Origin of the sequence: Nocardiopsis sp. CNS-639, from assembly GCF_000381685.1 — a bacterium.
Lineage (GTDB): Bacteria > Actinomycetota > Actinomycetes > Streptosporangiales > Streptosporangiaceae > Nocardiopsis > Nocardiopsis dassonvillei.
In genome coordinates, this window is record NZ_KB906854.1 from 521,540 (window position 1) to 534,754 (window position 13,215).

Consider the following 13,215-nt stretch of genomic DNA (forward strand, 5'->3'; position numbering starts at 1 on the left):
GACACCGGCGCCGACGGCGGGGGTTTCAGCGCAGCGGGTCGAGCGCCTCCAGCGCGCCCGGGCGGACGCCCGTCGCGATCTGCTCGGCCAGGAGGTCGCCGGTGACCGGGCCGTGCGTGAGCCCCCACATGCCGTGGCCGCCCGCGACGAAGACGCCGGGGGTGCGGGTGGCCCCCACCAGGGGCACACCGTCGGAGGTGACCGGCCTGGGCCCCACCCAGGCGTCGGTGCGCTCCTGCCAGCGCACCCCCCTGAGGTAGGGGCTGGCCGAGCGCTCGATGGCCTCGACCCGGCGCGGGTCGAGCGCGTCGTCGGGGCCCCGGAACTCCATCGTTCCGGCGACCCGCAACGCCCCCTGGTAGGGGGTGCACGCCACGCGGGCCTCCGGCAGGTAGACGGGGCCGGGCACCGGCTCGTCGGTGGGGACGGTGAAGGAGTAGCCCCTCCCGGCGCGGACCCGGGCGCGCACGCCGTGCTCGGCGGCCAGCCGGTCGAACCAGGCGCCCGTGCACACCGCGACAGCGTCGGAGCGCAGCCGCTCGCCGTCGCCGGAGACGGTGACGACCGCGCCGCCCTCCCGGTGGACGCCGACCGCCTCGAACCCGGTGCGCACCTGACCGCCGCGCTCGCGCACCGAGGCCGCCAGGTTGCGGACGAGGGCGCCGGGGTCCACGTGGCGCTGCCCGTCCAGGCGCACCGCCGCCCCCACGGCCCCCGAGGCGTGGGGGAGGACCTCGCGGACCGCCGCCCCGGTGAGGGCGCTGTGGCTGACGTCCAGCCCCGAGGCCGTGATCCGGTCCAGTTCGCGCAGGAGCGCGACGGCCGAACGCGGGGACCGGAACAGCGCGGTGACGGGCGCGGAGACCTCGGTGGTCTCCACACCGCCCTTGGCCAGGGCGTCGAAGGCGTCCAGTGCCCCGGTGTTGAGGGGCAGGTTGGCGCGTACGGCCCTCTCCCAGGCGTCCCAGCGGCAGTGCGCGGCGAAGCGGGCCAGGAACAGCCACAGGTCCGGCGAGGGGGACAGCGGAACCGACAGGGGCGCGTCGCGGTCGAGCAGGGAGCGCAGGCCGTAGCGCAGCACGCCCGGCTCGTTCAGGGGGATGGCCAGGCCCGGCGAGAGCCATCCGGCGTTGCCCCAGGAGGCTCCGGAGCAGACCCCGTCCCGGTCCACGACGGTGACGCGGACGCCGCGTTCCTGGAGGAACCAGGCCGTCGACAGACCGACCACCCCCGCGCCCACGACCAGCACGTGCTGGACCCCGCCGACACGCCCCACGTCCGCCATCGCGCCTGTTCCCCCTGTTCACCGTGTCCGTCGGTCCCCACCATGCTCGCTTTCCACCGCGGGGGCCTTGTCGGGAAGCGACAATCAGGAGTGGGGTTCCTGTGCCGATCAGACAAAGGATGCGGCGGGGTCCGCGCCCGGATCAGGGCAGGCGGGAGAGCACCTCGGCGGTGAACTCGTCCGTGCCCGCGCTGCCGCCCAGGTCGGCCGTGCGCACGGGGGAGGAGGCCAGCACGGCGCGGACCGCGTCCATGACCTGCGCGCCCGCCTCGGGGTGGCCCAGGTGGTCGAGCATCATCGACGCCGACCAGATGGCCCCCAGCGGGTTGGCCAGCCCCTTGCCCGCGATGTCGGGCGCCGAGCCGTGCACCGGCTCGAACATCGACGGGTACTCGCGCTCGGGGTTGAGGTTGGCCGACGGCGCCACTCCGATACCGCCCGCCACGGCGGCGGCCAGGTCGCTGAGGATGTCGCCGAACAGGTTCGAGCCCACGATGACGTCGAACCGCGCCGGGTCCAGGACGATCTTGGCGGCCAGGGCGTCGATGTGCTCCTGTTCCCAGGCCACCTCCGGGTGGCGCGCCGCGCGCTCGGCCACCAGCTCGTCCCAGAACGGCATGGTGTGCACGATGCCGTTGGACTTGGTGGCCGAGGTCAGCCTGCCGCCGCGCCGCCCGGCCAGGGCGAAGGCGTGGTCGAGCACCCGTTCCACGCCCATGCGGGTGAACACCGACTCCTGGAGGGCCGCCTCGTACGGGGTGCCCTCGTGGATCCGTCCGCCCACACGCGAGTACTCGCCCTCGTTGTTCTCGCGCACGACCACGAAGTCGACCTCGCCGGGCAGCGCCCGCGCGACCGGGCTGGGCACCCCCTCCAGGACGCTGATCGGCCGCAGGTTGACGTACTGGTGGAAGCCGCGGCGGATGGGGATGAGCAGCCCCCACAGCGACACGTGGTCGGGGACGCCGGGCCAGCCCACGGCGCCCAGCAGGACGGCGTCGTGGTGGCGGATCCGGTCCAGGCCGTCGTCGGGCATCATGGCGCCCTCGGCCAGGTAGCGCGCGCAGGACCAGTCGAACTCGTCGTAGGAGAAGGAGAGCGCGTGGTGGGCGCCGATCCGGTCCAGGACGGCCCGGGCGGGCGGCAGGACCTCCTTGCCGATGCCGTCACCGGGGATCGTGGCGACGCGGTAGTGCTTCATGGCGGTGTCCTTCCGTGGGGTGTTCGGGGGCGTTCGGGCCCGGCGGGGCCCTCTTCGTCCTCGTGGGGCTGGTCCGTCTCATCGCGTCGGGGCCGACGGGGGCCCGGGCCCGGTCGTGGAGGGCCCGGCCGGGGGACGGGGAACCGCGCCCGGACGTCGGCCGGGACCACGCGGCGCCCCGTACGTTGCGGGACAGGGGGAGGCGGGAACCGCGCCCGGGGCGTGCTCAGGGCGCGGAGCCCCCGCCCAGGAACGCGCGCAGGTGCCGCGCCGTGGCCCCGGGCGCCTCCTCGGGCACGTAGTGGTCGCAGTCCAGCGCGTGGCCGCGCACGTCGCGGGCGTATCCGCTCCAGGCGTCCGGCACGTCGTAGTGGCGGCCCACGAAGCTGTGCCGTCCCCACAACAGCAGGACAGGGCACTCCAGGCGGCGCCCGGCGTCGGCCCGGTCGTGCTCCAGGTCGATCGAGGCCGCCGCCCGGTAGTCCTCGCAGGAGGCGTGGATCGCGGCCGGGTCGCGGAAGCAGCGCACGTACTCGTCCACGGCGGCGGGCGCGAAGGGGGTGCCGCCGTGGTGGCGGGCGTTCATGCGGGTGCGGACCCAGAAGTCCGGGTCCTGCCCGATGAGGTGCTCGGGGATGCCGTTGCCCGCCGCCAGGAAGAACCAGTGGTGGTACCCGAGGGCGAACTCGGCGTCGGCGTGCTCGAAGGCGTACCGGGTCGGCACGATGTCCAGCGCGCACAGCGCCGTCACCGCCTCCGGGTGGTCCAGGGCGAGGCGGTGGCCGACCCGGCCGCCGCGGTCGTGGCCCGCCACGGCGAAGGAGTCGAAGCCCAGTTCGCGCATGACGAGGTACTGGTCCCGCGCCATGGCCCGCTTGGAGTAGGGGGCGTGCCGCTCGTCGGAGGCGGGCTTGTCGCTGTCCCCGTAACCGCGCAGGTCGGTCATGACCAGCGTGAACCGGTCCGCCAGGAGCGGTGCGACGCGGTGCCAGATCAGGTGCGTCTGCGGGTAGCCGTGCAGCAGCAGGAGCGGGGGGCCGTCCCCGCCCGTGCGGACGTTGACGCGCACGCCCCCGGCGTCCACGGTGCGGCGTGCGAACCCGGAGGGGAGGAGGTCGCTCATGACTGGATTCCAGCAGGCCGGGGGCGCGGGTGTCCAAGACCGGCTGTCGATATCGTTGATAGGCCCGGCCTATAAGGAGGAGCGGTGGACGTCCGGCAACTGGAGTACTTCCTGGCCGTGGTCGACCACGGAGGGGTGAACCGGGCGGCCTCGGCCCTGTACCTGTCCCAGCCGTCCCTGTCACAGGCGGTCCGGGCCCTGGAACGCGACCTGGGAAGCGACCTCTTCCACCGCATCGGCCGCCGCGTGGTGCTGACCGGGGCGGGACGCGCGCTGGTCGAGCCCGCCCGAGAGGCGGTGCGCGCCCTGGACCTGGCCCGCTCGGCGGTCGAGTCGGTGCGGGAGCTGCGCGGCGGACGGGTGGACGTGGCCGTGCTGCCCACCCAGGCGATCGAGCCGCTGACCGGCCTGGTGGCGGGCTTCACCCGGCGCCACCCGGAGGTGTCGGTGTCGGTCCGCAGCGCGCTGACCACGCGCGACGCCGTGGAGATGGTGCGCACCGGCGCCTGCGAACTCGGTGTGGTGGCCACCTCCGAGCCCTTCGCGCGGACGGGGGTGCGCGCCCATCCGCTGGTGCGCCAGAGCTTCGTGCTGCTCGCCCCGCCCGACGGGCCCTTCACCGCGGGGGAACCCGTGCGCGCCGAGCGGTTGGAGGGGCAGCGGTTGATCGTGGGACAGCACGGTTCGGGCATGCGCCGGTTCGTCGACGAACTGGTCGCGAACGGCCTGGACGCCCGGGTCGCCGTGGAGAGCGAGCACAGGGTGTCCCTCCTGCCGCTGGTGCTGGGCGGAGCCGGGATCGCGGTGGTCACCGACGCCTGGCGGGACCTGGCCGAGCGGGCCGGGGCGCTGGTGCTGGACCTGGAGCCCACCGGCCACCTGTACGTGTCCCTGGTCAGCAGGAGGGGGCCGCTCACCGCGGCGGCGGAGGCGTTCGTGGCCCACGCGGTGGACTGGTCCGCGGGGGCGGACCCGGGCCCGACGGACGAACCCGGGACCGACGTCCTCACCGGGGGTTCGGGCTGATCAGCTCTTGGGGGTCCGACGGGTTGAGGCTGCCCGGCCCGAAATCCGGCGCGTCGACCCCGAAGCCGTGTCGGCGCGGTACCGCCACCGCGTCGTCCAGGGACTCGCGGTCGGTGGTGGAGCCGCGATCACCCACGCTGTTCGGACTGAGGCTGTGGTACAGCTTCCTCCCGTCGTCGTTGCAGACGAACAGGACCGCGTTCCCGGGGACGTCCACGCGCGGGCGCTCAGCCGACCATGTCGAAGGCGGAGACCACCCTGGTCGGGCGCAGCCGCACCGCGAGCTCGCCGGGCACGCCGTTGCGCCGCCCGAACTCCTCGGCCCGCTCGGGCCCCATGTAGCGGCGGGCGATCGCGGTGGCGGTGCGCACCAGCTCGTCGGGGTCCTCGGACACGACGGCCTCGCCCTGCACCTGCACGAAGGCGTACGGCGGTTCGGGCAGGTCCACGGTGAGCGCCACCCTGGGGTCGCGCGCGATGGACCGGCCCTTCGCGGTGGAGGCGCCGGTGTTGAAGACGATGTCGCCGTCCTCGACGACGAACCACACCGGTGCCGCCAGCGGCCGTCCGTCCGAGGCGGTGTAGGCGAGCATCCCGGTACGGGTGCCCTGGAGCAGGAAGTCGCGGACCCGGGGGTCGGAGAGAGAAGTCACGGCCCCACGCTAGTGCGCGGGTCCCGGTCCCTCCAGGAGGACGCGGCGCCGGGGTGCCCGCGTGTCGGCGCGATCCCGCGTATCGGTACGATCCGCGCAACACGGACGTCCGCCGCGGGCGGTCGGACACGGGAGAGGGATGCCATGGGCGGGGTCGTGCCGGAGGACGGGACGTGGCGGATCGGCGCCCGTGAGGGCGTCGCGCTCTCGGCGCGCTGGTGGAAGTGGGTGTGGTCGGCGCCGGAGGGGTGCGATCCGGTCCGTGATGCCACCGGCGAGCACGCGGCCCGCAACCAGCCGGACGACCTGTGGTTCCTCGCCGGTACCTACGGGGGCAGGGTCGTGCGCCGGTGCGAGGTGCCCACGGGACGCCCCCTGTTCTTCCCGGTGTTCAACATGCAGTTCCCCTTCGAGTACTCCAGGGAGCCGATGGCCATGCCGGTCGCGCGCGCCGACGCGCACCTCAACGGCGTCGCGCTGCCGCTGGAGGAGTTCCAGGGGGTGTTCCGCAGCCCCCTGTGGGTCCGCAGGCACAGCTGGGGGCTGTGGGGCGCGGTCTCGCCCCTGAGCCCCGGCGGGTACGTGCTGGAGATCAGGGCGGACGACGGGCAGGGCTTCCGGGTGGACACCACCTACCACCTGACCGTCGTCTAGGCGCGCGGGACGGCGCGACGAGGGCCGCGCCACGACGGTCGGCCCCGCCGCCCGCCGGAGCGGACCTCGATGGGGTGGTCAGGCACGGGACGGAACGCGGGCGTCGGCGCGGGTCGGCCCCGAGAACACCGCCTCCAGGGGCAGCCCCAGCTCCTCGCCGACGGCCTCGGCGGGGGAGTCGGGCGCGGGGGCGAGCACGGGCCGCGCCGCCAGCAGGGCGCGGGCCAGGCGCTCCTGCCGGTCCAGGCGCGCCGCGGCGTCCGCCAGGGCCGCGCCCGTCACGGCGGCGCCCGGCCCGCTGGGCGCCGGGGCCGGCGCGGGGACCGGTTCCAGGCCGGACCCGTCCGGCGAGGTGTAGCCCGTGCACCAGCGCAGCCGCCCGCCCGCCCGCGCGGGGGCGTCGGCGTGCGTGACCACCAGCGAGTCCACCCCTCCGGTGGCGGCGAGCGCGTACCGGTGCGCCACCGCGTCGAAGTGCCCGACCCGGAACGCCCCCTGCCACGGGTGCGCGCCGTTGTGCGCCTCGGCCAGCACCGCGCCCAGTTCCGGGTCCTCGGCCACGAGCGGGCCCGCGCCGTGCCGGGTGGTGTAGGTGCGCACCACACCGATCCGGCGGGCGTCGTCGGGGCGCCCGGCCTCGGCCATGAGCGCGAGCGGGTTCGCGGTGGTCGTGGTGGACCAGGTGGTGTAGGGGTGGAACCCGTGCCACTCGTCCAGCAGCACCCCCTGCGCCCCCTCGAACACCACGGGGGAGCGGTCGAGCAGCCGGGGCAGGTAATCCTCGTCCACCAGCCGCACCCGCCGCGCGAAGGCCAGGTAGGCCTCCACGCACTCCTCGACGTCCGGCTCGGTCTCGGGCCGGGACCCGGCGCCGGGGCTCGGGGCCGCGCTGGACCCTGCTGCCGCGCCGGAGGCCGCCGCCGGCCCGGTTCCGGCTGCGGTGACCCCGGCACCGGGGCCGGGGGCCGCGTCCGGGGGCTCCAGGGAGCGGCGCACCGCGTGCAGGTGGTCGGCCAGGCGGCGCAGCTTGCGGCGCAGCGCGTCCGGCCGCGCGCAGTCACCGGCGGTGGGCGCGTCCTCGGGGCGGGCCAGGGCGTAGGCCACGGTCTCGCCCACCCCCATCCCGCAGGAGCCGTGCCGGGCCTCGCCCCGCGCCCGCTCCCGCGCCTGGTTGGCCGCCCGGTGCCACGGCGTGCTGATCAGCGCCCGGCGGTCCACGGTGACCAGCGCGAACGGGTCGGCCACGCCGAGCGAGGCCAGGTGCCCGGCCTCGGCGGCCAGGGCGAAGGGGTCCACCACCATCAGCCGCGACAGGTGCGTGGGCACCGGGCCGCCGGGGGCCAGCGTGCCCGCACCGAACTGGGCGAACGTGTGGTGGCGGCCGTCGGGGGTCACCACGTTGTGCGCGGCCTGGGCGCCACCGTTGGCGCGCACGACGGCGCCGAAGCGCCGCCGCGCGCACAGCAGGTCGACCGTCACGCCCTTGCCCGCGTCGCCGAACCCCAGGTCGACGACGACGGCGTTCCCGTCGGCCCACGGGGCGATCGCGCCGGTCACAGCCGGTCCACCCCGCCCGTGTCGGCCGGGCCGCCGAGCCCGATCGGGGCGTCGGCCACGACCACGGAGCCGCGGCTCTCGGACAGCGTCCGCAGCGCCCTGCCCACCGCCTCGCCCGCGTCTGAGCCCGCCTCGGCCAGGTCGGCCAGGCCCTTCTCCAGGTCGATGGCCTCCTCTGCGAGTCCGACGGTGACCGCGATGGTCTCCGACACCGCGTCGAGGTCGTCCAGGTAGATGACGTTCTGGCCCAGCTGGGTGTCCCAGAAGCCGCGCACCTTGTCGTTGTGGTAGTGGCCGCTTCCGGTCGGCATGATGAAGTACACCTCGAAGCTGCGCCGCAGCTCGGCCAGGATCCGCGGGAAGGGGATGTCCTCGGTGAGGTCGTCGCCGATCACCTCGCGCACCTCCCGCGCCTTGACCGCCCCGTAGGCCATCTCGTCGCCGATGATGAAGAGGTGGCCGCGCCGTCCGCGCTTCTCCAGGCAGTCCATGGAGGTGTGCCTGGCCATGAAGTACATGGCCAGCTCGTAGGACTCCATCACCTGGCCGCCACCGCCGCCCTCCAGCAGGATGTTGCCCAGGTCGTCCTCCAGTTCGTTGCCGGACTCGAACTGCCCCACCTGGAGCGGGGCCCGGTCGCACGTGGCGTCGCCGATCGCGCCGAAGAGGATCTGCGGGTCCTGCACGTACCCCTTGCGCAGCAGCAGGCCGAACAGGTCGGGCAGCTTGGTCTGGAGTACGCGCGGCACGTTGCGCATGGACCCGGTGACGTCGAAGAGCACCGAGATGGCCAGCGACTCGGGGTGTTCGGCGGAGTCGCGGCTCTCGCGCACGTCCACCCCGTGGGGGTCGAGGCTGTCGTGGACCCGCCAGGCACTGCGCGGGGTCGAGGCGAGCACGTCGTCGGTGTAGCCGAAGCTGCTGGAGCCGACGGAGGCGTTGTAGGCCTGACGCGCGTGGTAGGCGTCGGTGGACCAGTTGCTGCTTCCCATGGGGTTCTCCTCGGGAGATGGGGTGGGCGGATGGGGCCGCCGGGGTCGGGGGCGGGGAATGCGCGGGGGACGGTGGTCGGGGAGGGGGTTCAGACCCCGGCGGCCGGTGCCGGGTCCGGCATGGTGAAGGGGCGGAACCGGCGCGGCCCGTAGAGGCGTTCCAGCACGTCGTCCAGTTCGCAGAGCAGGGCGAACCCGTCGCGGGGCCGCCGCTCGGGGGCGGGCAGGGTGCAGCCGCGCGCGAAGGAACGCAGCTGCGGGGGCAGGCGGCCCGCGGTGACGTACTCCACGCACCGGGTCGCCATGTGGATGTCGGTCTGGGCCAGCGCGGGGCGGCGGGTGGCCACCTCGGGCGGGTAGAAGTCCGCGCGTCCGGGCACCATCGCCGGGATGTGCGGCGCGGTGCGCGGGGCGTGCGCCGTCACCGAGTAGCACCAGTCGACCAGGACCAGGCCGTGCTCGGCCGGGTGGATCATCACGTGCTCGGGCACGACCGCGCCGTGCACGACCCCCGCCAGGGCGGCGTTGCCGACGGCGACCAGCAGCCGCCGCCACATCCACGCCGCGTCGCGCGGGTCGACGCCGTCGGGGTGGGCGCGGCGCACCTCGGCCAGCGTGTGGAAGCCGTGCAGCCGCCCCAGGACGTTGGCCCGCCGCTCCACGCCGGTGGCGGCGTCGCGGTGCTTGAAGGACTCCACCAGTTCGGGGACGAAGGCCCGGTAGCGCTCGTGGCCGTGCTCCCGGATGCGGCGCAGCGCGGTCGCCTCGGCCTCCAGTAGGTCGTTGTCACGGGGTGCGCGGGGCAGTTTGAGCACCGCGTCGCGCCACTCCGGCGCCCGGTAGCGCACCGGGTGCAGGTCGGAGACGTCTCCGCGGGCCAGCCGCTCCCGGCCGATCCGGTAGGTGTGCGCGCCGGTGGCCAGGGTGAGGTCGTCCAGGCGCAGGTCGCCCGCGGCCATCGCCCGGTACAGGTCCCACAGCTCCGAGAGCCGGGCGAAGGGGCCGGTGCCGCTTCCGTGCGGCGCCGTGTCGGGGTGCAGCGCGCGGGCCAGCTCGCGGTGGCGGGCCGTGGCCGCCGGGGGCACGCCGCCGTCCTCGGGCAGCGGGCCGAACAGTTCCACGGGGTCGCCCGCCAGGGCGACCTGGCGCTCGGCGTCCTCGAAGGCGGGGCCGGTGGCCGTCATCGGGCTCCTCTCGGGGGTCACTGCGTGCTCCGCAGCAGGGGAGGGTGCAGCAGGGCGGCGCCGCCCGCGCGGTAGAGCCGGGCGCGCCGTCCGCCGCCCGCGCCGCCGCGCTCGGCGAGTTCCCCGGTGTCCTCCACGAACCCGGGGGCGGCGAGGATCTTGCGGTGGAAGTTGGCCGCGTGCAGGGACTGGCCCCACACGGCCTCGTACACCTCGCGCAACGCCGTGATGGTGAAGGCGGGCGGCAGGAAGGCCGTGGCCAGCGGGGTGTACTCCAGCTTGGAGCGGGCGCGCTCGACGGCGTCGGCCAGGACGCGGCCGTGGTCGAAGGCCAGGTCGAGTCCGGCGCGGGCGCCGTCTCCGTGGCCGAGGTCGCGCCAGGGGATCCAGGCGGCCTCCTCGGTGTCCCGGCCGGTGTGCGGGTCGGGCAGGTCGGGGGCCAGCAGGACGTAGGCGACCGAGAAGACGCGCATGCGCGGATCCCGGTCCCGGGCGCCGTAGGTGCCCAGCTGCTCCAGGTGCAGCTCGGTGGGCAGCAGGGTCTTCTCCGAGAGCACGCGCAGGGCGGCGTCGGGCAGGTCGGGGTCGGCGGGGCCGTCCGGTCCGTCCTGGGCGCGGACGAACCCGCCCGGCAGCGCCCACCAGCCGCGCTGGGGGTGCGCGGCGCGCCGGGTCAGCAGCACGTGCGGCACGCCCGACCGGATGGTGAGGGCGACGACGTCGACGGTGACCGCGACCGGGGCGAACGCGTGCGGGTCGTAGTCGGCGAGGAACCGGCTCTCGCCCTCCTCGTCGCGCGGGTCGGCCACGTGCGCCTCCAGTTGTTCTCATATCGAGTATTTCTCGAACTGAGAGCAACTTAGCACGCGTTCGGCGTCCCGTCCATCCCTTTCCTCCGGAAGCGCGAGGGCGGCGCGCGGACCCGGGCCGTGCGGGCGTGCTCGGGCGGGCGGCTACGCTCGCGTCGGGGCGGCCCGCGGCCGCGGCGGGTTTCCGGCCCGCCGGGTGTCCCCGGGGGCCGACACGCCCGGGTGGACCGGAGGCGGACGTCGTCGCCCGCCGCTAGCATGTGGGCGAACGGACGTTCGAGAGGGCAAGGGTGAGGCGCGTGCGCGTGTTGGGGATCGACCCCGGGCTGACCCGGTGCGGTGTCGCCGCCGTCGAGGGCGCCATCGGCCGACCGCTCACCCTGCTCGGAGCCGACGCCGTGCGCACCAGTCCCGACACCGACCTGCCCCACCGGCTCGTGGGGATCGAGCGCGGCATCGAGGAGTGGCTGGACCGCTACCAGCCCGACGCCGTCGCCGTCGAGCGCGTCTTCGCCCAGCACAACCTCAGCACCGTCATGGGCACCGCCCAGGCCAGCGGCATCGCCCTGGTCTGCGCCGCCCGCCGCGGCCTGCCCGTGGCCATGCACACCCCCAGTGAGGCCAAGGCCGCCATCACCGGCAACGGCCGCGCCGACAAGGCGCAGGTCGGCACGATGGTGGCGCGTATCCTCGGACTCGACGGACCCCCCAAGCCCGCCGACGCGGCCGACGCCGTCGCCCTGGCCATCTGCCACATCTGGCGCGGCGGGGCCCAGGCCCGCGTCGCCCAGGCCCAGCAGGACTTCGCCCGCAAGGTGGAGCTGGCCCGCCGCACCCGCGGCCGCTAGCGCCCCGCCCCCAGGAAGGAGAGGGGCACCGTCCCCGGTGCCCACACCAGATGATCGCGTTCCTCACCGGCCGGGTGGCCGCACGCGGCGCGGGCACCGCCGTCATCGACGTCGGCGGGGTCGGCATGACCGTGCAGTGCACGCCCTCCGCGCTCTCGCGCCTGCACGTGGGCGAGACCGGGACCGTGGCCACCAGCCTCGTCGTGCGCGAGGAGTCCCTGACCCTGTTCGGGTTCGCCGACGACGACGAGAAGCACCTGTTCGAGCAGCTCCAGACCGCCTCCGGTGTCGGTCCCCGACTGGCCCTGGCCATGCTCTCCGTCCACAGCCCCTCCAGCCTGCGCCACGCCGTGTCCACCGAGGACACCACCGCCCTCACCCGCGTGCCCGGCATCGGCAAGAAGGGCGCCCAGCGCATCGTCCTGGAACTGCGCGGCAAGCTCGACGCGCCCGTGCTCACCGACGGCACCCTGCCCGGGTCCGAAGCCGCCGGGAGCGGCAGCGAGCCCAACGGCGCCTGGCGCGGACAGGTGGTCTCCGGCCTGGTCAACCTCGGCTGGTCGGCCAAGGACGCCGAGGCCGCCGCCTCCGCCGTGGCGGCCGAGGCCGAGCACACCGACGACGTCGCCGTCCTGCTGCGCAGCGCCCTGCGCAGGCTCAGCCGGGCCTAGGAAGGAGGAAACCCCGTGTACGACTTCCACGAGGAGGACCCCCGGGGCTCGGCCCCCGGCGGGCCCCCGCCCTACGAGCGCGACGCGGTCTCGCCCGACGCGGGCACGGACGAGCGCCAGATCGAGGGCGCCCTGCGCCCCCGCGCCCTGGACGAGTTCGTCGGCCAGGAACGCGTGCGCGAACAGCTCTCCCTGGTGCTGCACAGCGCCAAGCGGCGCAACCGGGCGCCCGACCACATCCTCATGTCCGGCGGCCCGGGCCTGGGCAAGACCACCCTGGCCATGATCATCGCCGCCGAGATGGGGGCCCCGCTGCGCATCACCTCGGGCCCGGCCATCGAGCGCTCCGGGGACCTGGCCGCGGTGCTCTCCACCCTCCAGGAGGGCGAGGTGCTCTTCCTGGACGAGATCCACCGCATGGCCCGCCCCGCCGAGGAGATGCTCTACGTCGCGATGGAGGACTTCCGGGTCGACGTCGTGGTCGGCAAGGGCCCCGGCGCCACCGCCATCCCGCTGGACATCGCGCCGTTCACCCTGGTCGGTGCCACCACCCGCGCGGGCATGCTGCCCGCGCCCCTGCGCGACCGCTTCGGGTTCACCGCGCACATGGACTTCTACACCCCCCAGGAACTGGAGCTGATCCTCCAGCGCTCGGCGGGCCTGCTCGGCGCGCCCCTGGACGCGGACGCGGCCGTGGAGATCGCCGGGCGCTCGCGCGGCACCCCCCGGATCGCCAACCGGCTGCTGCGCCGGGTGCGCGACTACGCCGAGGTGCGCGGGGACGGGCGGCTGTCGCTGGACACCGCCCGCGCCGCCCTCGACCTCTACGAGGTGGACGAACTGGGCATGGACCGCCTGGACCGCGCCATCCTCGACGTGCTCATGAGGAGGTTCCGCGGCGGCCCTGTCGGCCTGTCCACGCTGGCGGTGTCGGTGGGGGAGGAGGCCGAGACGGTGGAGACCGTGGCCGAGCCCTTCCTGGTCCGCTCCGGCTTCCTGGCCCGCACCCCGCGCGGCCGGGTGGCCACCCCGCAGGCCTGGGCGCACATGGGGCTCACCCCGCCGCCGGACGCGGCCTTCGGCGCGGCGGCGGCCAACGGCGGCGCCACCGGTAACCCCGCCCCCGCGGGCAACACGGGTCACAACGGTGCGGCGAGTCCCTGACCAGTGCGTCTGACACGGCGCCCCGGTCCGGGCACAATGGGTTCCGGC

The 13,215-nt window shown here is 75.2% G+C and carries 14 protein-coding genes; 5 read left to right on the forward strand and 9 right to left on the reverse strand.

The window, feature by feature from the left end; translation table 11 throughout:
* Positions 1-25: 25 nt before the first annotated feature.
* The 3 genes from G011_RS0102085 to G011_RS0102095 all read right to left on the reverse strand — a co-directional run bounded on the left by G011_RS0102085 (position 26) and on the right by G011_RS0102095 (position 3,609).
* Positions 26-1,285, reverse strand: coding sequence for an FAD-binding oxidoreductase (locus G011_RS0102085; protein WP_019607000.1), 1,260 nt, complete (start codon positions 1,283-1,285; stop codon positions 26-28).
* A 142-nt stretch (positions 1,286-1,427) separates the two neighbouring features.
* Positions 1,428-2,486, reverse strand: coding sequence for a tartrate dehydrogenase (locus G011_RS0102090; protein WP_013151879.1), 1,059 nt, complete (start codon positions 2,484-2,486; stop codon positions 1,428-1,430).
* A 226-nt stretch (positions 2,487-2,712) separates the two neighbouring features.
* The gene (locus G011_RS0102095; RefSeq protein ID WP_019607001.1) at positions 2,713-3,609 is read right to left on the reverse strand and encodes an alpha/beta fold hydrolase; all 897 of its coding nucleotides are present in this window, start codon (positions 3,607-3,609) and stop codon (positions 2,713-2,715) included.
* Positions 3,610-3,693: 84 nt separating this feature from the next.
* On the opposite strand from G011_RS0102095, the gene G011_RS0102100 reads away from it, so the two are divergent.
* Positions 3,694-4,635, forward strand: a complete 942-nt coding sequence (locus tag G011_RS0102100) for a LysR family transcriptional regulator (RefSeq protein WP_019607002.1) — start codon at positions 3,694-3,696, stop codon at positions 4,633-4,635.
* Here the strand turns inward: G011_RS0102100 and G011_RS0102105 are convergent.
* Both G011_RS0102105 and G011_RS0102110 read right to left on the reverse strand, forming a co-directional pair.
* Positions 4,616-4,852 (reverse strand): hypothetical protein, encoded by a 237-nt coding sequence (locus tag G011_RS0102105; RefSeq protein ID WP_019607003.1) that lies wholly within the window; start codon positions 4,850-4,852, stop codon positions 4,616-4,618. The two genes, G011_RS0102100 and G011_RS0102105, sit on opposite strands and share 20 nt — an antisense overlap.
* 10 nt (positions 4,853-4,862) lie before the next feature.
* Positions 4,863-5,288, reverse strand: a complete 426-nt coding sequence (locus G011_RS0102110) for a PPOX class F420-dependent oxidoreductase (protein WP_013151882.1) — start codon at positions 5,286-5,288, stop codon at positions 4,863-4,865.
* Between the two features lie 144 nt (positions 5,289-5,432).
* Between G011_RS0102110 and G011_RS0102115 the strand changes: the two genes are divergently transcribed.
* On the forward strand, positions 5,433-5,942 hold the full coding sequence (locus G011_RS0102115) for a hypothetical protein (RefSeq protein ID WP_019607004.1): 510 nt from the start codon (positions 5,433-5,435) through the stop codon (positions 5,940-5,942).
* Between the two features lie 78 nt (positions 5,943-6,020).
* Here G011_RS0102115 and G011_RS29470 read toward each other — a convergent pair whose 3' ends face one another.
* The 4 genes from G011_RS29470 to G011_RS0102135 all read right to left on the reverse strand — a co-directional run bounded on the left by G011_RS29470 (position 6,021) and on the right by G011_RS0102135 (position 10,484).
* Positions 6,021-7,499 carry an adenylosuccinate synthetase gene (locus G011_RS29470; RefSeq protein WP_019607005.1) on the reverse strand — a complete coding sequence of 493 codons (1,479 nt, stop codon included), beginning with the start codon at positions 7,497-7,499 and terminating at the stop codon, positions 6,021-6,023.
* A complete protein-coding gene (locus G011_RS0102125; protein ID WP_019607006.1) occupies positions 7,496-8,491 on the reverse strand; it encodes a hypothetical protein in 996 nt (331 codons plus the stop codon). The genes G011_RS29470 and G011_RS0102125 overlap by 4 nt, the downstream gene beginning before the upstream one ends.
* Positions 8,492-8,580: 89 nt before the next feature.
* Positions 8,581-9,675 carry a hypothetical protein gene (locus G011_RS0102130; RefSeq protein ID WP_019607007.1) on the reverse strand — a complete coding sequence of 365 codons (1,095 nt, stop codon included), beginning with the start codon at positions 9,673-9,675 and terminating at the stop codon, positions 8,581-8,583.
* Between the two features lie 17 nt (positions 9,676-9,692).
* The gene (locus G011_RS0102135) at positions 9,693-10,484 is read right to left on the reverse strand and encodes an NrtR DNA-binding winged helix domain-containing protein (RefSeq protein ID WP_019607008.1); all 792 of its coding nucleotides are present in this window, start codon (positions 10,482-10,484) and stop codon (positions 9,693-9,695) included.
* Positions 10,485-10,783: 299 nt separating this feature from the next.
* On the opposite strand from G011_RS0102135, the gene ruvC reads away from it, so the two are divergent.
* Genes ruvC through ruvB form a run of 3 tightly spaced genes read left to right on the forward strand, consistent with a single transcriptional unit; the run spans position 10,784 to position 13,167 of the window.
* Positions 10,784-11,332, forward strand: a complete 549-nt coding sequence (ruvC, locus tag G011_RS0102140) for a crossover junction endodeoxyribonuclease RuvC (RefSeq protein WP_019607009.1) — start codon at positions 10,784-10,786, stop codon at positions 11,330-11,332.
* 50 nt (positions 11,333-11,382) lie between these two features.
* On the forward strand, positions 11,383-12,003 hold the full coding sequence (ruvA, locus tag G011_RS0102145) for a Holliday junction branch migration protein RuvA (RefSeq protein WP_019607010.1): 621 nt from the start codon (positions 11,383-11,385) through the stop codon (positions 12,001-12,003).
* Between the two features lie 15 nt (positions 12,004-12,018).
* Positions 12,019-13,167, forward strand: coding sequence for a Holliday junction branch migration DNA helicase RuvB (gene ruvB, locus G011_RS0102150; protein WP_019607011.1), 1,149 nt, complete (start codon positions 12,019-12,021; stop codon positions 13,165-13,167).
* Positions 13,168-13,215: the final 48 nt, after the last annotated feature.

Excerpts from the sequence above, each read along its gene's own strand:
- G011_RS0102085 (WP_019607000.1), bottom strand. The coding sequence starts at position 1,285 with ATGGCGGACGTGGGGCGTGTCGGCGGGGTCCAGCACGTGCTGGTCGTG.
- G011_RS0102090 (WP_013151879.1), bottom strand. The coding sequence starts at position 2,486 with ATGAAGCACTACCGCGTCGCCACGATCCCCGGTGACGGCATCGGCAAG.
- G011_RS0102095 (WP_019607001.1), bottom strand. The coding sequence starts at position 3,609 with ATGAGCGACCTCCTCCCCTCCGGGTTCGCACGCCGCACCGTGGACGCC.
- G011_RS0102115 (WP_019607004.1), top strand. The coding sequence starts at position 5,433 with ATGGGCGGGGTCGTGCCGGAGGACGGGACGTGGCGGATCGGCGCCCGT.
- G011_RS0102125 (WP_019607006.1), bottom strand. The coding sequence starts at position 8,491 with ATGGGAAGCAGCAACTGGTCCACCGACGCCTACCACGCGCGTCAGGCC.
- G011_RS0102130 (WP_019607007.1), bottom strand. The coding sequence starts at position 9,675 with ATGACGGCCACCGGCCCCGCCTTCGAGGACGCCGAGCGCCAGGTCGCC.
- ruvA (WP_019607010.1), top strand. The coding sequence starts at position 11,383 with ATGATCGCGTTCCTCACCGGCCGGGTGGCCGCACGCGGCGCGGGCACC.